Origin of the sequence: Pseudomonas taetrolens (assembly GCF_900475285.1) — a bacterium.
GTDB classification, from domain to species: Bacteria; Pseudomonadota; Gammaproteobacteria; order Pseudomonadales; family Pseudomonadaceae; genus Aquipseudomonas; species Aquipseudomonas taetrolens.
Genome location: NZ_LS483370.1, coordinates 1,632,412 through 1,652,128, shown reverse-complemented (window position 1 = coordinate 1,652,128; position 19,717 = coordinate 1,632,412). Strand labels below are relative to the sequence as shown.

General features: G+C 52.0%; 18 protein-coding genes and 2 pseudogenes. 3 read left to right on the top strand and 17 right to left on the bottom strand.

Translation table 11 applies throughout. The features are described from left to right. Window positions 1-3 precede the first annotated feature (3 nt). Window positions 4-765, bottom strand: coding sequence for an SDR family oxidoreductase (locus DQN55_RS07870; RefSeq protein ID WP_048382552.1), 762 nt, complete (start codon window positions 763-765; stop codon window positions 4-6). Window positions 766-941: 176 nt separating this feature from the next. Here DQN55_RS07870 and DQN55_RS07865 point away from each other — a divergent pair, with 176 nt between their 5' ends. Next, entirely contained in the window at window positions 942-1,946 is a 1,005-nt protein-coding gene (locus DQN55_RS07865; RefSeq protein ID WP_048382551.1) for an NADP-dependent oxidoreductase, read from the top strand. Window positions 1,947-1,998: 52 nt separating this feature from the next. On the opposite strand, the gene pyrF is transcribed toward DQN55_RS07865, so the two are convergent. Continuing rightward, window positions 1,999-2,697, bottom strand: a complete 699-nt coding sequence (gene pyrF / locus DQN55_RS07860; protein ID WP_048382550.1) for an orotidine-5'-phosphate decarboxylase — start codon at window positions 2,695-2,697, stop codon at window positions 1,999-2,001. A gap of 239 nt (window positions 2,698-2,936) precedes the next feature. On the opposite strand from pyrF, the gene DQN55_RS07855 reads away from it, so the two are divergent. Beyond that, window positions 2,937-3,104, top strand: coding sequence for a DUF2897 family protein (locus DQN55_RS07855; protein WP_074702889.1), 168 nt, complete (start codon window positions 2,937-2,939; stop codon window positions 3,102-3,104). 419 nt (window positions 3,105-3,523) lie between these two features. Beyond that, window positions 3,524-4,660 carry an acyltransferase family protein gene (locus DQN55_RS07850; RefSeq protein WP_048382549.1) on the top strand — a complete coding sequence of 379 codons (1,137 nt, stop codon included), beginning with the start codon at window positions 3,524-3,526 and terminating at the stop codon, window positions 4,658-4,660. A gap of 49 nt (window positions 4,661-4,709) precedes the next feature. On the opposite strand, the gene DQN55_RS07845 is transcribed toward DQN55_RS07850, so the two are convergent. From DQN55_RS07845 to DQN55_RS07780, 15 genes and pseudogenes are all read right to left on the bottom strand, one after another. Next, window positions 4,710-5,039 carry a ComEA family DNA-binding protein gene (locus DQN55_RS07845; RefSeq protein WP_048382548.1) on the bottom strand — a complete coding sequence of 110 codons (330 nt, stop codon included), beginning with the start codon at window positions 5,037-5,039 and terminating at the stop codon, window positions 4,710-4,712. Between the two features lie 109 nt (window positions 5,040-5,148). Beyond that, window positions 5,149-7,146: a polysaccharide biosynthesis protein gene (locus DQN55_RS07840; protein ID WP_048382547.1), complete on the bottom strand. Its 1,998-nt coding sequence runs from the start codon at window positions 7,144-7,146 to the stop codon at window positions 5,149-5,151. 83 nt (window positions 7,147-7,229) lie between these two features. Further along, the gene (locus tag DQN55_RS07835) at window positions 7,230-8,408 is read right to left on the bottom strand and encodes a DegT/DnrJ/EryC1/StrS family aminotransferase (RefSeq protein WP_048382546.1); all 1,179 of its coding nucleotides are present in this window, start codon (window positions 8,406-8,408) and stop codon (window positions 7,230-7,232) included. A gap of 89 nt (window positions 8,409-8,497) precedes the next feature. Then, a pseudogene (locus DQN55_RS22380) lies at window positions 8,498-9,055 on the bottom strand (NeuD/PglB/VioB family sugar acetyltransferase); the annotation flags it as partial. A gap of 72 nt (window positions 9,056-9,127) precedes the next feature. After that, a pseudogene (locus tag DQN55_RS22375) lies at window positions 9,128-9,715 on the bottom strand (sugar transferase); the annotation flags it as partial. Then, a complete protein-coding gene (locus DQN55_RS07825) occupies window positions 9,708-10,862 on the bottom strand; it encodes a glycosyltransferase family 4 protein (protein WP_048382543.1) in 1,155 nt (384 codons plus the stop codon). The pseudogene DQN55_RS22375 and the gene DQN55_RS07825, both read right to left, overlap by 8 nt. A 37-nt stretch (window positions 10,863-10,899) precedes the next feature. Beyond that, window positions 10,900-11,988: a glycosyltransferase gene (locus tag DQN55_RS07820; protein ID WP_048382542.1), complete on the bottom strand. Its 1,089-nt coding sequence runs from the start codon at window positions 11,986-11,988 to the stop codon at window positions 10,900-10,902. Window position 11,989: 1 nt separating this feature from the next. Further along, window positions 11,990-12,781 (bottom strand): glycosyltransferase family 2 protein, encoded by a 792-nt coding sequence (locus tag DQN55_RS07815; RefSeq protein WP_048382541.1) that lies wholly within the window; start codon window positions 12,779-12,781, stop codon window positions 11,990-11,992. Next, complete coding sequence (locus DQN55_RS07810) at window positions 12,778-14,010, bottom strand: oligosaccharide flippase family protein (RefSeq protein ID WP_048382540.1); 1,233 nt, start codon at window positions 14,008-14,010, stop codon at window positions 12,778-12,780. Before DQN55_RS07810 ends, DQN55_RS07815 begins: the two co-directional genes overlap by 4 nt. A gap of 1 nt (window position 14,011) precedes the next feature. Continuing rightward, window positions 14,012-15,247 (bottom strand): hypothetical protein, encoded by a 1,236-nt coding sequence (locus DQN55_RS07805; RefSeq protein WP_126514205.1) that lies wholly within the window; start codon window positions 15,245-15,247, stop codon window positions 14,012-14,014. Window positions 15,248-15,347: 100 nt separating this feature from the next. Beyond that, window positions 15,348-15,896 (bottom strand): dTDP-4-dehydrorhamnose 3,5-epimerase, encoded by a 549-nt coding sequence (rfbC, locus tag DQN55_RS07800; RefSeq protein ID WP_048382538.1) that lies wholly within the window; start codon window positions 15,894-15,896, stop codon window positions 15,348-15,350. Then, a complete protein-coding gene (gene rfbA, locus DQN55_RS07795; RefSeq protein WP_048382537.1) occupies window positions 15,893-16,786 on the bottom strand; it encodes a glucose-1-phosphate thymidylyltransferase RfbA in 894 nt (297 codons plus the stop codon). The genes rfbC and rfbA overlap by 4 nt, the downstream gene beginning before the upstream one ends. Window positions 16,787-16,938: 152 nt before the next feature. Beyond that, window positions 16,939-17,460 (bottom strand): transcription/translation regulatory transformer protein RfaH, encoded by a 522-nt coding sequence (rfaH, locus tag DQN55_RS07790; protein ID WP_048382536.1) that lies wholly within the window; start codon window positions 17,458-17,460, stop codon window positions 16,939-16,941. A gap of 338 nt (window positions 17,461-17,798) precedes the next feature. Next, the gene (locus tag DQN55_RS07785) at window positions 17,799-19,124 is read right to left on the bottom strand and encodes a GNVR domain-containing protein (RefSeq protein ID WP_082150759.1); all 1,326 of its coding nucleotides are present in this window, start codon (window positions 19,122-19,124) and stop codon (window positions 17,799-17,801) included. A gap of 348 nt (window positions 19,125-19,472) precedes the next feature. Then, a complete protein-coding gene (locus DQN55_RS07780; RefSeq protein WP_048382535.1) occupies window positions 19,473-19,709 on the bottom strand; it encodes a lipopolysaccharide assembly protein LapA domain-containing protein in 237 nt (78 codons plus the stop codon). Window positions 19,710-19,717 lie beyond the last annotated feature (8 nt).

Sequence of the window (19,717 nt, the reverse complement as noted above, 5' to 3'; positions counted from 1 at the left end):
GGCTCAGATCGCCATCGCCCCGCCATCAACCGCCAGGGCGTGGCCGGTGGTGAACGCAGCGCCATCGGAACATAAATACAGTACGGCACTGGCCACTTCCTCGACCGTGCCGATACGACCGACCGGATGCACCGCTGCGGCATAGTCGGCTTTGCGTGGATCCAGTTCATACGCACGCCGGAACATATCGGTATCGATGACTGCCGGGCACACGGCGTTAACCCGAATATGCTTTCTCGCATACTCGATGGCGGCCGAGCGGGTCAGGCCAATCACCGCATGCTTGGATGCCGAGTAGATACTCATTTTCGGCGCTGCCCCCAGCCCTGCCACAGAGGCCGTATTGACGATTGCCCCGCCGCCCTGAGCCAGCATCAGCGGTAGCTGATATTTCATGCACAACCAGACGCCTTTCACGTTCACACCCATGATCGCGTCAAATTCATCCTGAGTTCCATCGGCCAGGCGACCGTGCTCAATCTCAATCCCTGCGTTGTTGAATGCATAGTCGAGCCGACCATAAAGGTTGATGGTTTCTGCCATTAACTGCTTGACGTCGGCCTCCAGGGTCACGTCGCACTGCATGAAGACTGCCGTGCCGCCTGCTGCCATGATCTGTTCTGCGGTGCCCACTCCCCCTGCTGTGTCCAGGTCAGCGACAACCACCTTCAACCCCTGCGCTGCAAACGCCAACGCTGCTGCGCGCCCGATACCGGCTCCTGCGCCAGTGACCACCGCCACATGCCCTGCAAACGTCATACTCATCATTCTTATCCTCAGAAGGTAATGGCGCTCAGCCTTGTGCCTATCTATAGAAGTGATAAAAGCATGCATACCAACATCACTAATATTGATAAATATCCATTTCAGTTGACTCACTCACTTGCCCTGAACCTGAAGAGGGTTTATCAACAGGCATCACTTCCTGAAGAGTTATTGCAATGACTGACCAGACAAACCGCCAATTCCTGCTCGCCAAACGTCCAGTCGGCGCAGCAACCCGCGAGACGTTCACTTACCAGCAAGTACCCGTCGTCCAGCCCAAAGACGGCCAGATTCTGGTCGAGAATCAATTCCTGTCCCTCGACCCGGCCATGCGCGGCTGGATGAATGAAGGCAAGTCCTACATTCCGCCCGTCGGCCTTGGTGAGGTCATGCGAGCCTTGGGCGTCGGCAAAGTCATCGCATCCGCTCACCCCGGTTTTGTGGCAGGCGACTACGTAAACGGCGCACTGGGCGTCCAGGATTATTTCGTAGGCGAGCCTAGAGGCTTCTACAAAGTCGACCCGACACTCGCCCCCCTCCCGATGTATTTGTCCGCCTTGGGCATGACCGGCATGACCGCCTATTTCGCACTGCTGGAAGTCGGCGCCCCCAAAGCTGGAGAAACAGTGGTCATTTCCGGTGCCGCCGGTGCTGTTGGCAGCATTGCCGGGCAAATTGCCAAGTTGAAAGGCTGTCGCGTGGTGGGTATCGCCGGCGGAAAAGAGAAGTGCTCACTGCTCAAAGAAGAACTGGGCTTTGACGGGGTGATCGATTACAAAAGCGAAGACGTGATTGCGGGCCTCAAGCGCGAATGCCCTGAAGGCGTCGACGTGTACTTCGACAACGTGGGCGGCGATATTCTTGATGCCGTCCTCAGCCGTCTGAACTTCAAGGCGCGCGTGGTTATTTGTGGCGCCATCAGCCAGTACAACAACAAGGAGGCCGTAAAAGGGCCGGCGAACTATCTGTCGCTGTTGGTGAATCGCGCACGCATGGAAGGTTTTGTGGTGATGGACTACGCCGATCGGTATGTCGAGGCCGGGCAAGAAATGGCGGGCTGGCTGACCAAGGGTCAATTGAAAAGCAAGGAGCACATTGTCGAAGGTCTGGAAACCTTCCCCGAAACCCTGATGAAGCTGTTCAACGGGGAAAACTTCGGGAAGTTGATCCTGAAGGTGTAAACCCTGGGCAGCTTGAGAGAGCAGCATTGCGCTGCTCTCAAGGTCCAGGCGTTTACGCCAGCTCAGCGACCACAGCAGCCAGCGCCTTGGCCGGATCAGCCGCCTGACTGATCGGACGGCCGATCACCAGGTAATCAGAGCCAGCGTCCAGCGCCTGACGCGGAGTCAGGATGCGACGTTGATCATCCAGGGAGCTGCCCGCCGGGCGAATCCCCGGGGTCACCAGTTGCAGGCCCGGATGCGCGCTTTTCAGCGCTTGTGCTTCCAGGGCCGAGCACACCAGACCATCCATGCCGGCCTTCTGCGCCAACGCAGCCAGACGCAGCACTTGCTCCTGAGGTTCGATATCCAGGCCAATCCCCGCCAGGTCTTCGCGTTCCATACTGGTCAGCACGGTCACACCGATCAGCAACGGCTGAGGACCGGTACGCTGGTCGAGCACTTCACGGCACGCAGCCATCATGCGCAACCCGCCCGAGCAATGAACGTTAACCATCCACACACCCATTTCGGCAGCGGCTTTCACAGCCATGGCCGTGGTGTTGGGAATGTCGTGAAACTTGAGATCCAGAAACACATCAAAACCCTTGTCGCGCAATGTGCCGACAATTTCCGATGCACAGCTGGTGAACAATTCTTTACCCACTTTGACGCGGCACAGCTTCGGGTCCAATTGATCAGCCAGCTTCAGTGCGGCGTCACGCGTCGGGAAATCCAGGGCGACGATAATAGGAGTCTGGCAGTCGGACATTAGCGGGTTCTCAGGCTGGTCGAAATCGGCGCGCATTGTAGCGGAACATGCTACCTGCCGGCACCCGATGATCGCAATTTAGAGATTTTAGTCACTTTGTGACGCTTCACGGCCACAACCGGACAAGCATCACCCCGTTGGAACCACTACACTCTTGTTTGTTCGAAGAAGGTAAAGAGACACCGTGACTCACTGCGCAAAATCCTTGCTCAGTGTTTACCCATCAAGGAGAGAACATAATGCCCTGGTATGCTTGGTTAATTTTGATTGTTGCCATCGGTGGCATCGTAGGCGGGCTGATGACCCTGCGTGACACTGCCAACAAAGTTGAACTTACTGACGAGCAACGCAAGCGTGTCGCTGAACGGAACGCTGAGATGGACGCCAAGGACTCGGATGACCGGTAATACCCACCGCTGAACAAAACATCCGGCGGGCGGGTTACCGAGGACAGTCTCTACGCACAACTTCGTGCACAACCTGTCCCGCACAAGCCTGCAGCCTCCCATGCCAACCTCCGGGGCTTACCCGTAGGGCTTGATCTGCCCGCCCGGGCTTTGAATACGGGCAGCCGATACATTGCACAGTACGGCAATGTAGAAATGGGCGTTCCCTACCACCGCATTTTCGACATGTCGCATTCAGCTAGTCTTCCTTGACGGCCCACTTTACTATCCCACCACGATTTGGCCCATAAGAAGGCCTACGTCTACGTTGAGCGCAATCCATTGCCTCCCGCATGGCATGTATGTTCTCAAAAACAAAAAATATCCTGCTGAGCGGGCGGCCAAGAAAAATGAAGACTGAGTACTCAATAGAAACAGCAATGATCACGCTCCTGATCATTTCCCTGTTCTTGATATTTTCTACGCTCTTCAAGCACAAAATAGAACAAGCAGAAACCCAGCATGCCTACAAATTCATTAATGGCATGCGCGGGTTGGCGGCCATCTTTGTCGTCGTTAACCATGCACCGTTCATGCTTGCCAACATGGGCATCAAGAACGAAGTATTCTCTTCATGGGGATGGATATATGCCAACCTGGGTTCTTTTGGCGTGCAAATCTTTTTTTGCATCACCGGGTTCTTGTTCTTCGACAAAATAATGAAATCACCCGCTATCAAGTGGGAGCACTTCTTCGAATCACGCGTCCGCCGCGTCGCACCTCTTTATTACTTCGCCTCATTAATCGTGTTTTTGATAGCGTGTTTTTTCTCCAGCACCGATATCTTTAACAAGGATACGTTAATGACGGCTGCAGGGCTCTTGACCTTCAGCTTTCTGGATAACCCGTCCAAAATCGGTGACATCGCATTAACGCCTTTAAACTCTGTTACCTGGACACTCATTCACGAATGGCGTTTTTATGCCGTGTTGCCACTCGTCGCGCTAACCTACAAGTCCAGGTACAACAAGCTGGTTCTCCTGATCGCCATGCTATTGGCTGCCATTGATCTGGGTACCAGTGCGATCGTCTGCTGGGCCTATTTCCTGACAGGTATCATCGCAGCCATCCTCCACAAAAACGCTCACTACAAACGGCCACCTGCATGGCTACTGTCCATCATTGCCTTATGCATATTCCTGCTCACATCCGGAATCACTGAGAGCCAAGGATATGGTTACGTCAGATTCTTACTGACCTCCGCATTCTTCTTATGCATAACGATTGCAAACCCTAAAATACTCCATGCGCAGTGCTTGAACCGCCTGAGCGACATTAGCTACAGCATTTACCTTATGCATTTGCCGGTACTGTATTTAACGTTCAAGGCCGCCGCTCTGTATTTTGATCTGAGCCATATCTCCAGGCTGACATTCTGGTCTATCAATTTGGCTGCCATTCCTCTCATCACCTTCGTTTCAGTGCTCACTTATGTTCACATTGAAAAACGCTTCATGAGCCAGAAGAAACCGGCCCCCTCGGTACCTTCTGCCACCAAGGCCGAGTACGGCGTTTAAAAAAAAGGCCAGTCAAATCAATGACTGGCCTTTTTAGTATGGTGACACTTCAGTTCACAGCCACCTTATCGCGGTTCTTCTCATAGATGGCTTTGCCTACCCCTTTGACTTCCAGCAACTCATCTGCCGAAGCAAAGTCACCGTTAGCCTCACGGTAAGCCACTATCGCCCTGGCTTTGGCAGCCCCAACGCCAGTGAGCTCACGCTGTAGCGTCGCCTCATCGGCTGTATTGAGATTAATCGTCACTACCTGAGCATCAGGCGCGAGTTGTGCAGCCACCAGGGACTCAACATGATCTGCCGGTGAAGCAGCATGAACCACACTGGAAATACCGACTATCAAAGCCAAAAAGATCGAAGAAAGAAAGGCAGTACGCATAGGTGACACTCCAATACATCGTTAAGTGGAAACAGCTTTCCTGAGCTGTATTTCAAACCTAGGCGATGACTGGAGCGTGTCAAAAATCAGTGCGTTGCAGGGTGTGTAATCAAGAGGGTTCAGAACGACGCTGCTGGTAGATCCAGTCGACTATTTCACCTTCTGGTGCATAACCACTGACCGTGTCCCGCAACAGTTGTCTGACCCGGGCATAGTCATCTTCATCAACCGCATCGAGCAAACTGGCCAGGCGATCCTTGAGGACCTCCCAAGGCAGCATGTCTTCATTGGCACTCATGATCATCGGGTGCCGGGTGGCCACTACGTTGTCACCAATCAGCAACTCTTCGTAAAGTTTTTCACCTGGGCGCAGGCCGGTAAACTCGATCTCGATATCACCGTGCAGGTTTTTCTCGGAACGGACACTCAGGCCTGAAAGGTGGATCATCTTCTCTGCCAGCTCGACGATGCGCACCGGCTCACCCATGTCCAGCACAAACACGTCACCGCCCAGCCCCATGGAGCCTGCCTGAATGACCAGTTGTGCAGCCTCGGGAATGGTCATGAAGTAACGTGTGATTTTAGGATGCGTAACCGTCAACGGCCCACCAGCTTTTATTTGCTTGTGGAACAACGGAATCACAGAACCGGATGACCCCAGCACATTGCCAAAACGCACCATGGTGAACCGCGTTTTGTTGACCCGTGAGATATTCGCCTTGTCGCCAAACAACACCGGAGCCATTTCGCAGCTCAATGCTTGAAGCGTCATCTCGGCCAGACGCTTGGTGCTGCCCATCACATTGGTGGGCCGTACAGCCTTGTCGGTAGATATCAGTACAAAGTTCGCCACGCCCGACTGCAAGGCGGCCTGAGCGGTATTGAGCGTGCCGATGACATTGTTCAGAACGCCTTCGGCAATGTTGTGCTCAACCATGGGCACATGCTTGTAGGCCGCGGCGTGATAGACGGTGTCCACATGCCAGGTCTTCATCACGTCCAGCAATTTGTGCGCATTGCGCACCGAGCCCAAAATTGGCAGCACTTTCACTGACAGCGACTCACGATTAACCCGCTGCTCCAGTTCGGAAAGAATGCTGTAAAGATTGAACTCACTGTGCTCATACAACAGCAGCGTAGTGGGTTTGAGCACCAGAATCTGCCGACACAGTTCAGAGCCGATGGAACCACCTGCACCCGTGACCAGGACACACTGGCCCTGGATGCAGTGTTCAAGCAATTCGTCTTGCGCAGGAACCGCATCACGGCCCAGCAAGTCGGCAATGTCCACTTCCTGAATATCGTCGACCTTAACCCTGCCGCTGGCCAGATCCATAAAACCGGGGACACTGCGAACGTGCAGCGGGAAACCTTCAAGCAAACCCAGAATCTCGCGGCGACGACCACGAGATGAAGAAGGGATCGCCAAAAGAAGCTCTTGCGCTCCGGTACGGTCGATCATTTTCTGTATGTCTTCAGGCTTGAAAACCTGCAAGCCGGAAATGACGCGATCCGCGATGCTTTCATCATCATCAATGAAAGCCACAGGACGCATCAGCCGCCCCATGCGCAATGCCGCGACCAACTGGTTTCCCGCAGCGCCGGCACCATAGATCGCAACACGTGAAAGCCTGTCATCGCGACTGGTGAACGGCACATGCTGAGCAGCTGCAAACCAGTCGCCCAGGAAATACTGGCGCATGGCTAGACGCAAGCCGCCGAGCATGATCAGGCTCAACCACCAGTAGTTAAAAATAATTGAGCGCGGGACAACGTTATCAGGCGTGCTGTACCAGTACATCACAACAGCCAGGATCAATGAAGACAAGCTGACGGCCTTGATGATCACGACCAGGGCGTCGTTGCCAAAGTAGCGCATCACGGCACGGTACATGCCAAAGCGGACAAAGAGCGGGATAGCGATAACGGGTGCACAGATGAACAACCACAAGTGCAACTTGAGTGGATTGACCATATCGTCAACACCCAGCCGTACGACAAATGCAAACCACAGTGCAAGCCAGACCAATACAACGTCTGTTGCGACCTGAATAACCCGCTTTTGCTGCCGCGAGAGACTGAGTAAATATGCGCGAATCCTATCCATAAATCCTTATCACACCTAGACCGCTCTTATAAACCATCAACCCCTCACACCTCAGGGCCAATTCATTATCGCAAGGTGGCACCTCACGCCAATGTTGCGTCCTGAACAACTTGACTCAAGACGCTGCATGTCAAATTCATCTCTTGCTCAGTCAACGTAGGATGAACCAAGAACATCATACTCGTCTCGCCCAGCTCTTTGGCATGCTGGAGACGTTGTGCAGGGCGCCAGTCCGTATTGTCGAATGCCTTCTCAAGATAGACTTCAGAGCATGACCCTGAAAAGGCAGGCACTCCACGTGAAACCATTTCATTGAGAATGCGATCGCGGGTCCAGTCGGCTTTCAGCAACTCAGGACGAACAAAGACGTAGCATTTATAAGCGGCATGTACATCGCTGGCCGGAATGACAGGCACACGCAGTGCGGGTAACTGCGATGCCGCACTCCAGATACGCTGGGCGTTATTCAAGCGAGTTGCCTGCCACTCTTGCATCCGGCGTAGTTGAATGCGGCCAATGACGGCTTGAACTTCCAGCATCCTCCAATTCGTGCCGAAGCTTTCATGCAGCCAGCGAAAACCCGGGGCATGCTCGCGCTCATAAACGGCCTCCCAGCTCTTACCGTGATCCTTATAAGCCCACATATCAGCCCAGAGCTGACGATCATTCGTGGTAACCATTCCACCTTCACCCCCAGTGGTCATGATTTTGTCCTGACAGAATGACCACGCACCGATATGACCGATGGAACCCACCGGGCGGCCTTTGTAATAAGCACCATGTGCCTGGGCGCAATCTTCGATGACTTTCAGCCCGTGGGTGTCGGCCAACGCCATGATTGGGTCCATGTCACATGGCCAGCCAGCCAGGTGCACACAGATCAGCGCTTTGGTTCGAGGCGTCAATACCGCACTGATGGTTTCGGCGGTGAAGTTCTGCGAGTCAAGATCCACATCGGCAAATACAGGAATCGCACCCGCGTTGACAATACTCGAAACCGAAGCCAGGAACGTTCGAGAGGTCACAATCACCTCATCCCCCGCACCTATGCCCAACGCTTTAATCGCCACGTCCAGCGCTACGGTCCCGTTGGCCAAGGCCACCGCATGCTCCGTACCCGACCAGGCGGCAAACTCCCGTTCAAAGCTGCGTGCCTCCTGCCCTGTCCAATAATTGACCTTGTTGGATAAAATCACGTCGCGAACAGCGTCTGCCTCTTCTTCAGTGAAAGATGGCCACGGAGAAAACGGGGTGTTAAGCACGATCGAGTACCCTTGATTAAAATTAGAATAAAAACTTACCCGTACCCATCAACAATATCTCTGACGTTATCTAACGCCAATTACTGCTGTTAGTCTGCCAAAACCTTGGCCGGGACACCCGCAACCGTCAACTCATCAGCAATGTCACTTACCACTGCCGCCCCCGCCCCGACTACGACTTTAGAGCCTATGTTGATCGACTGCCTGACACTCGCCCCGATTCCGATCCAGCTGAGATGGCCGACACGCACTGAGCCTGCCAGCCTGGCCCCCGGACTGAGGTGTACGCACTCACCCAGATAGCAGTCATGATCAACACTGCAGCCGGTGTTGAGAATAGTACCAGCGCTGACGGTCGCACCTGTATTGACAACCACTCCGCCAAAAGCCACGACGCCTTCGCCAAGACTAGCGTAGCGACTGATTGTTGCTGCCGGATGAATCAGTGAAATCAACGGAGCACCTGCGTCATTCAAAGTACCCATTTTTGCAGAACGAATTTCGTTATTTCCAATGGCCACAATCACGCCACCAAACTCATTCAGACGTCCCAACAAATCAGCCGTATTACCGGTCACATTCCAAATGCCGACCTGCTGTGTGGAAGGCCAATCATCATCGAAAAACTCAATTTCACTCCAGCCGCAACACTCAGCAGTGTCAGCGACCACTCTGGAATGCCCTCCAGCTCCCAGAATGGCGAGTTTTCGGGTCTTGGCGCCCCCTGTAAACTTTGTCATAGTCGCTTCACCAGCAGCATTTATGCCTTCACGTATAAATACCTTTTTGAGCGTGAGGGCAATAATTTTCAAATCCAGCCAGAACGATTGGTTATCGACATACCAATTATCGTACTGAAATTTTTGCTCCCAACTAATTGCGTTTCGTCCGTTGACTTGTGCCCAGCCAGTAATGCCTGGCTTCACGTCATGACGTCGTGCTTGTTCAGCGCTGTAAAGTGGCAGGTACTCGACAAGCAGCGGTCGAGGGCCGACCAGACTCATATCACCCTTTAAAACATTCCAAAGGCCTGGCAACTCATCCAGGCTGCTTGAACGTAAAAAAGAACCAAATGATGTTAAACGCTCCGCGTCAGGCAGTGGATTACCCTGACTGTCAACAGCATCTCTCATGGTTCTGAATTTCAGCATTTCGAAGGGAACGCCCTTCAGCCCGGGTCGGACTTGCCTGAAAAGAACAGGACTGCCTAATTTCCGGCGAACGGCCCACGCCAATAATGCAATGATCGGAGACAGCAGTAACAAGCCGAAAAAAGAAGCCGTCACATCAAATAAACGTTTAATCAAGACCCAGCTCCTGTAAATAAAAATCTTTCATTCGAACACGGTGAGCGGCTTGATCAAAACGCTCAGCAATTCGCGAGCGGGCAAATTTTCCCAACGCCTCGAGTTCTACCTTAGGCGTAACCATTGCTTGCGCCATTGCCACTTGAAGCGCATAGGCATCTTTGGAAGGAACGACCCAGCCGTTCAATCCCGGCTCAATGATCTCGTTACTCCCACTGATATTGGTCACGACAGCCGGCTTGCCCAGCGCACCGGCTTGTAAAACCACATTCGGAAAACCTTCCCTGTAACTTGGCAGAACAAGAACATTCGAGGTTGCCAGTGCTACACGAATATCCGCCTGGAAACCGAGCACATGGATCCTGTCATGGTCCCTGAACAACTGGAGAGTGGCATCATCCACAGGAGCCGCTGAATCCAGGCCTCCAACCAGTATCAAGCGGGCTGTATCAGGCAGCGCTTTAAATGCAAGCCCCAATTCCTTCAGGCCTTTATCTCTATTCAATCGTCCGACATAACAAAAAACAAAATCTGTACTCGCTATGTTCAGCGCCGCCACCAACGCTCGGGATTTGTCATCCACCTCATCAATGCCAGGTCGAAAATAATCCAAGTCCACACCGGCAATATTCCCATGGCCGATAACATCCAGTGGTTTGCGGGTAATACTGTACTCGACCAGGTCTTTTTTAACCCCCCGGCCCTCCGGAACAATCCGGGTGGCACAAAAGCATATTAAACGGTCAATATTAATAAGGAGCTTTTGTTTAACACCCGTTTGCGTTGGAAAAATAAGACCGGTAAATGTATGGACCCGAACAGGCACCCTGCAAAGAAAACCGGCAACCATCGCAACCATGCCGGCCTTGGGCGTATAGGAATGTACAACGTCAGGCTTGAGTTTGCGCAGCAGACGACACATGGCGAAAATTGAAACCAAATCACGAAACGGACTCATTCCACGCTGCATCGTTACTTCATGAACCGGGACACCTTCGCGGGCAGACAGTTTTTGCATCTCGCCTGCGCCGGAACTGGCCAAGTGCACTTTAAATGACTGGTTCAAAAAACCGGGTTGAGTGGCCAGGATGGTCATCAACGTCTCAGGCACGGTGGTCACTATAAGCAACGTTTTATCTTTCATCATTCAATCCAGAAGCACCCCGTAAACCATTGGTTTTCCGTCAGGATGTATAAATTTCGTGCCATACGTTGACGATTTCTGTGAGGGAGTAGTTTTGAATAATTCGAGCTCTCGCCGCCGCGCCCAATTTAATCTTTTCATCCGGTGAAAGCAGCAATGCGTTTTTCATGGCGGCCCCCAAAGCGACAGGATCTTTGATCGGCACCAAATAACCACAGTCACCGACAACCTCCTTCACTCCGCCGCAGTCTGTGGCCACCACGACCTTCTCCGTGGCCATCGCTTCGGCCACTACCAGGCCAAAGCCTTCCCAGGCAGAAGACAGGACGTATATATCCGCGGCGTTATAAATCTTCGCAACGTCCGATCTCACGCCGAGAAAACTGATTTTGTCGGCGAGTTTCAATCTGTCTACAAGATCAAGAATTTTTTGCTTTTCGATTCCGTCACCAATGATCCATAACCTGACATTGTCAGACTCCCTTGCCACATCATTAAAGGCATGCACAAGGTTTTCATAATCTTTGGCGGGCATCAGGCGACCGACTGCCAGGATCACGCGGTCATCTTCAGAGACGCCGTTCTCCTCCCTGATCACGAAACGAGCCTGCGAATCAGGCTTGTATACCTCGGTATCAATCCCGTTCGATATAGCGCGCATTGTCCCTATCGGACAGGCTTTTTTCTGCTCAAATACCCTGACGGCTTCCTGTGTGACGTTGGTCGTCACATCTGCCAGCCGATGCGTCAATCGATAAGCCAGCATTCGAGCCTGGCCACCCTCGTTAGTATTATGTGCCGTGTTGATCAATTTAGTGATCGGACAAATAAGCCGTACCATGCGCGAAAATAAATTGGCATGCACCATGTGTGCGTGAACGACATCAGGCGCAAACGCTTTAATAATGGCTCGCAGCCTGACGATCCCTTTCACAAACCCCGCAGCCGACTTTTCAAGTCCCACACCCAGTAATTCAACGCTGTCATGTTTAGGTCGTAACAGTACAGGCTCAACCAGATAACAAATTTTGACAGTGTGCCCCTGCCCGGCAAATTGATCAGCCAGGTCGAGTACCTGTCTTTCGGCGCCACCGACACCGAGTCCGGTGATGATATAGAGTATTTTCATGTCAGCTCTTTCTTCCCTTCAACACGCCAAACACTCGACATTGAACATATCGAACGAGGCACTTGACCTTCCTGGTCAAACTTTTTTCACGCCCTATCTGGTGTTTATAATACACGCCAAAACCACGCGGGTTACGCCGTAGATTCTGAGCAAAATTAGCGGAATATCCGTCTTCCAGATACTCACACAAATAAATGATCTTATGATCAAAATACTGGATGCTACCTTCGTCCGAAAGTCTGTTCCAGATTAATAGTTCCGGTACAAACTTCTCGCCTTCAAAGGTCGGAAAAGGATGTTTGAGCATTGCCTCGCGCCTGAATATATAGGCAAGGTCCCCCTGGTATAAGGCGGCCGCTTCAGTCGGGCTCACAGGCTCCGCAAGGCGCGGCGCAGTGATCACATTCCCTACCATATTTCCCGCCAGATCAGCCTTCCGATAGCAATAGCCGACGCTGTTTTCTCTTGTGCTGTCTTTCACATCACTCAAGAACATCTCGATGGCGTCAGGTGGCAGCGCATCATCGCTGTCGACCAAAAAAATCCACTCGCGCCCGGCCAGAGCAACACCGGTATTGATGGCTACATGCTTGCCCGAGTTCCGCTGCTCCACCACCCTCATCGGGAAGGTGGCGGTCTGTTGAAAACCATCCAAAAGGGCTTTGCTGTTGTCGGTGCTGCCGTCGTCCACCACGACCCACTCGAACTGCTTATTGGTTTGACGCTCTAAACTTTCATATAACCTGGCCAAGGTATAAGCACGATTATAAGTCGCCGTCAGGACAGTGATCATACACGCACACCCGCTTGTTTTATTTTTATCGCCAACATGATCAACGACACAGAGAACAGCACTTCCGATATCACAAAGCCGTACACAATACCCTCCAGTGCAAACCAGTAAGACAAGAGCGCTGCCAGCAACAGGGAGAACATTGAAAACAGCATTAACATCCCGCTGAGGACTTTATCTTTACCCAAGGGCATGAACACGGTCAGACCCAGCGCCTGATTCATCATTCGAAATGGAATGATCAAGACAAATAAATGCAGTATGCCGATCGCCTGCTCGAACCCTGGCCCCAGCATCATCTGGATCAGAAATTCCCCTAACGCGTAGATAATACCGGCCCCAATAACACCCAGTACAAATATTACCGCCACGATCACACTGGAAAGCTTAAGGTTCATCGACGTGGACTGCAGTAACTTCCGACTCAGGTAGGGATATAACCCAATCAAAACGGGGCTCACCAACCCGACAGACGCCTTTATGATTTTCTCGGCCGGCGCAAATTTTGCCACTGCGGCCTGCCCGCACATAACACCTACCAAGGCAGGCCCGGCACTGAGCATAATGTTGTTCGAGCTTTTATAAATAAAACTGTGGAACCCGCTTTTGACCTGCTCGACCCCGGCCCTGACATTGAGCGCAAACCCTCCCACCACTGTATAGGCGAGGTAGAAACCGACCAGTGTATTTACCAATGCAAAGCTGGACATGATCATGAGTGCGCTGTTTGCATCCGCAGGCCCAGAGATGAACAGATACAACCCCAAGAGGCAGACAAATCTCAAGCACACTTCAAATATGATGATAAATGAAATTCTTTCCAGCCCCTGAAACAGCCAGACATTACTAAAACCAAACGCAAAAAAGTACAGGTAGCCCCAGACAATCGCCTGAGCATCGAGCCCGGTCTGAAAAAGTGCCAGCACGACACCTGCAACGGCGCCCATTGTCAGTGACAGCAGTAACTTTGCAGAAATCACACCACTGTAAATACGGGCGAGTCGAGGCTTGTCGTTGTCACACAATGCCACCTGCCTCGCACCACTCAACGAAAAACCATATTCCACCACCAGCGAACACAAAAGCGCCGTGGTTTGAATCAGTAAGATCTGTCCATACTTTTCAACCCCCAGCGCTTTTGCCAATATTGGAATTTCCAGTATGGGAATCAAGTAGCTGACCAACTGAGCAATGAACAGCAAGCTCACATTTTTGAACTGCAAAATCATATTACGCACCCAACTGATACTTTAATTCCGGATCGTCGTTCGTCATGCGTTGCGACATCACCGACAGTGCAGAAACCATGACAATCCAGATACCCCATTCCGAAAGCTCTGTGCTGAAGGGATGAAGCATGAGTAACAGGATGTACCCCGCCACCCCTCCAAATGCAGCCACTGCATAGGCGAGGTCTCGCGCTGGTTTGTACTTGAGCGCGCTGTACTTATACAGCCGGGTAAAAAAGAAGAGCACGGGGGAGAACATCAGAATGGCCAAACCCATCAAGCCCCCCAAACCCAAATCGCCCACTGAGGACAGGTAGGCGTTATGGACAACCATCACGCCCCCCTCCACATCCGATACTGTTGTACCGAATCCACATCCCAGCGGCAGGCACTCCAACGAATGTGCAACGCCATCAACCAGCATTTGCATTCGCACCGGATCTCCGGCAGCCAGTCGATCCAGAACCAGCGGTGCATCATCAGGATTCATGGATGTGAAACCGCCACTGTACAGCAGCAAGCCTAATATTCCGGCACAGACACATCCGATAAACGCACCCACAACCGTTTTGGGGCGGGTGTAGAGTCCTAACAACCCCATCAGTAAGACGACCAGTGCAAAAATAATAAAGCCTGTTCGACTTGAGTCTGCGATCAATAAATAAAACCCTATTATAAAAGCGGTGACCGCTATTTTTTTAGCCCGCCCATCAAACAGCATCCCTACGATCACAAACCCGATAAAAAAGGCGCAGGTTTTCCACAGGACACCCGGAAAGGCAAAAAGGCTACCCTGCCTTCCATCACCCAGTACGACATAAAAGGCTGGAACTGCGTACTTTGACATGAGAAAGAACAGCAGTCCCACACACAGAACGGTCACACTGATAGCATAAAACTGCCTTCCTTCCAGGTGCTGGGCATGAATATAAATACATACAAAAATAGCGGCCACACAGCATATTTTCACACCCTGATACAGCGTCGCTACATCGCTATTCATGATCGCACTGAGTACAAATGACATGACCACCATGAAGAAGCCTGCCAAATAGGTAAACAATTCAGCACTGACTCTAAAACTGAATACGCACCCCTTGGAGGCATACCCGAAAAGCCCTACCAGGCACCAAGCAGCCCAATATCCCGCAGGACTTATCAGCGAGCGTATATCACCGAGCGCGACAAGGACACATGCACACAACACAATGCAGTACGAAGTTGTATTACCTTTCAAACCCGCCCTCCCGAGCCACTAGCCTCATCATAACTATCCGGCATCAAAAGGTGGCCGCACAATGGCAGAACAACGCTTGAATGCATATACAATGTTCGCTCTAACTTGATAAGCAAGGTGCATTTTTATCTTTATCACTGAGCAGGTAACGTTCCAGCCTTGGCCATTTAATCCCTAATAACTGATCCTTCCAAAACACACTGCACTCAGCCTCTTTATTATAGTAACGGGTGGTCTTGTAGTTCACACAGGTCTCATCCTCAAGGGCCAGAAAACCATGGGCAAACCCCTCAGGAATCCACAGCATCTTTTTATTCCTGGCATTTAATTCAAGTGCAAACCATTTTCCATACGTGGCTGAGGTCGAGCGAAGGTCCACAGCCACATCAAATGCAGCGCCTCGAGTGACACTTACCAGCTTTCCCTGTGCATGAGGCGCACGTTGATAATGCAAGCCGCGCAGCACCCCTTTCTTTGAGCAGGATTGATTATCCTGAACAAACGATTCCGGTGCCGGAATACCCAAATCCTGCAAACCCTTGCTAAAACAGCGCTGGTTGAAACTCTCCATGAACCAGCCCCGCTCATCGACAAAAGTACGAGGCTCAATGACAACCACACCGGGAAGATTCGTCGCTAAGAATTTCACAAGCCGGCACGCTCAGACAATAGCCGGGACAAGTAGCATCCATACCCTGTCTGCTTCAGCTTTTCAGCCTGTTCGGCCAGTTGCCCGGGTGTGATCCAGCCGTTATTGAAGGCTATTTCCTCGAGGCAGGCGACTTTCAAGCCTTGACGCTGCTCAATGGTGCGCACAAAAGAACTCGCTTCCAGTAATGACTCGTGTGTGCCTGTGTCCAGCCAGGCAAACCCACGCCCAAGTACTTCAACGGTCAACTGCTCGCGCTGAAGGTAGATACAGTTCAGGTCTGTGATTTCAAGTTCGCCACGCAAAGAGGGTTTTATACGCTTGGCGATGTCGACCACTTTGTTATCGTAGAAATATAAACCGACAATGGCAAAATTCGATTTTGGTGCCACAGGCTTTTCTTCAATACTTAACACACGACCTGAACTGTCGAACTCCACCACCCCAAAACGCTCTGGTTCAGAGACGTGGTAACCGAATACTGTCGCACCTTCGGTTTGAGACATGGCGGCCCGGAGATTGTCCGAAAAATGATGACCGTAGAAAATATTGTCACCCAGGATCAGGCAGACAGGATCGGTGCCAATGAACGCCTCCCCGATAATAAATGCCTGGGCCAACCCATCGGGACTCGGCTGTTCAGCATAGCTAAGCTCAATGCCGTACTGACTACCATCGCCCAGCAACTTTTTAAAGCAGGGCAAATCATCAGGCGTTGAAATGATCAGAATTTGACGCATTCCCGCCAGCATCAGTACCGAGAGCGGGTAGAAGATCATTGGCTTGTCGTAAATTGGCAACATCTGCTTGGACACACCCATGGTGAGCGGGTACAGACGCGTACCTGAACCGCCGGCGAGGATAATGCCTTTACGGTTGATAGTAGCCATGGTGAGTGTTTTACCTCAATTGAGCGGGTACAAGCCCTACTGCGACAGATAACAGGTTGGATGGGGCATCTGAAAAACACGCTACCGCCCCAGGATTTATCGTTGATTTCCTGAGAACGGCTCCATTCAGAATACTCTGACAAGGTGACCGGTTAACGACAGGCAATCCTCGCGAGAGGCAAGCTGATCTGCTGCTGACGACTCATTAGATTGATAAGCAGAATAACCCGCTCTTCCCCCTCCATTGCCATGAATATCGACTCAATGCCCGCAAAGCCTTGATCTAGAATCGTGACGTTGTCACCCGGACTGAACGTAGAAATGACGTGTGATTGCGCACGACCCTGCAACTGGAGAATCAACTCGTGACCGACAGCCAATGGACGACTACCGAAAGCAACTACACGGGCTACGCCGCGAGTTGAGCGCAACGGGGCCCAATTTGCACCGTGTGGCATATGAATAAACAAGTATCCAGGGAACAGGGACTCCTGGGCACATTGCACCTGCCCGCGCAGAGTTTTCTCACGCCGGCAGACAGGACGTGAACAGGTATACCCTTGTCGCACGAGGTTCTCCTCGGCACGTTCATCCTGTTTGGGCTTGCATTGCACCAGATACCAGTCGCGAGATCCGGATGCGGCAGGCTCCTGGGCGAGCAGGGAGCTTGTCATGTATATAGGCAGTTCATAATGGTTCTTCCGTGTTTTATCATCATGCCAGGCAGCGGGAGCGTTCTTTAAAGGGCTGCCACACTGAATCGAAAGAGACAATGCATCGACAAAGTCATTTTGAGCTCGACATCGCCCTCACAGTTCATCTGCAAAGGCTCATTTGATCTGTATTTCGCTATACCTGAAACAAAACCAATCACATCCTGTTGATCTGCATGAGCGGAATATCCACTCAATGGGTAATGCCTGCTCGAATGATACAGCCCTCGCCTTCCAATTCAACAAAACCTCCTCCCTGCCCGCACTTTTACGTGGTCGCGTATAGCGGGTCGGGTTCTCTAGTTGTCGCCTGAATCCTTCGACGGTGCAGCCGGGCCAGCGGACTGAAGACGGGCAGCACGGCTGGCCACAAAGTGCCTGACCAAAGCAATCAACACACCTAAAAACCCTCCCAGGAGCAACCCCAGCACGACGACCAAGACCTTCTTGGGCTTAATCGGCTCCATGGGTTCCAGCGCCCTGCGATCGACTGCCACCAATTTAATGTTGCTGGTATCGAGACTACCCACATTGCCCAAACGCACAACCTCGGCACGCAGGGGTTGCACGCCACTTAGAAACAGATCTTCATTCTGGCGCTGCTTGAGCACTTCAACTTCTCGGTTGCTTTGCAACAACTGCAGTTCGTGGGCAATTTTAGCGATACGGGCTTCAGTGAAATCATCGGTTTTACGGTTCTGCAATGCCGTGCGCTCTGCTTCCAGCGCATCAACTCCCATGAAATACAAGGGAGTCTGCTGATTGTTGATTTCCGTACGCATGACATTGGTATTGCTGGCGTCAGTCGACCCACCCAGAGCCAAAGGTGTCGTCGGTTTTTGAATACCCAGGGATTTGGCAATACCTATCGCCTCATTCAACTCGGCTATGCGATCGAATCGGCCGACCTTGAGCTGTTGACGCAACGCCTTGAGCTCGTCCTGCAGTTGCGCACGCTTTATATTGTCCGATTCGAGCAAGGTCGCAATTTGCGCGCTTTTTTCTGACTCGTAATTTGAACGCGCTGCGTCAATCTTGCCTCTCAGCTCAGTCAAGCGATTATTGACAATGACCTTGAGGTCAGCGGCAATCTGCTTTTGCTCGGCATCCACAGCGTAGTCTACAAAGCCGTTGAGAATCTGAACGCCGTCAACACCCTCGGGATAACTTAACTCCAGGCCGATAAAAGCACCGAGAGAGTCAGCTTTATTGGGGTCAGGAAGAATAAGTTTCAATGAAGAGCGATTGAAGTGCTCAAAGCTTTGCTCCAGCGTTCGGCCCGGGCGCTCGAACTGACTGAACAGCGCCTGGTTAGCCCTGAAAAAGCCCAGCCGCGTATCGTAGGACTCAAGGGAAGCGCCTACCTTCAACAAGGCTTCACTCGGCGGCAGGGTATAGACGCCGGAACGGTTGAGCGCATCCAGTTCGTTGATCGCAGCCGGACGGATAACGCTGCTCACCTGATACTCAGGCGTCACTAACGATGCATAACCCCAGGCAGCAAGGCCACACAGCACCGACGCCGCAATGATGATATTTTTTTGCAGCCAGACAGCCCGGACCAGAGCAACAAAATCTACGCCGTCAGAGGCTGCGCCGTGGGAGATACGAGAAAAACTGCTCATCTAGACCTGCTAACGGGAATATGCTGCGGACTTGTAATGCAGGGATTTTCATACACTGGCAACCACTTACCAATAGACATATGCATCCATGCACACCCAAGAAGTATATGAACAGCTGATAATCGGGTTCGGCCTGAATTCTGCCAGTACTGACCAACAATACAAAGCCGCACTTTGCGTAGGAATACTTACCGCATCTTGAATGCTTCGGCGGAAAACCTGCCGTCATGTAGCGAGCACGCATCCCGCGGCCTGAGCATTTCAAGCCACGTCATTCATCGCCAGCGTCATTCACCTTCACCTATTAGCCAGTCGGCATAAGCCCGGGAGAGCGCCTTACGGTTGAAGCTAGTTATGCTTTAATCTGGCCGCTTTTCGCCTGTAGGCTACGAACCCCATGACAGGCCCGATCACCATGCCAATCAGGAGCGCAGCAATAAAGAACAGCGATGCAGGCAATTCTGCTGAGCGCCACCCCATGAACATCAAGGAGGTCGGCTGCTGGTTCTCGAGGATAAAAACCACCACCCCGAAAAGCACAATGAGGGCAAGCACCACCAGCATTGCTCGCTTAAAATTACGCATCAACAACT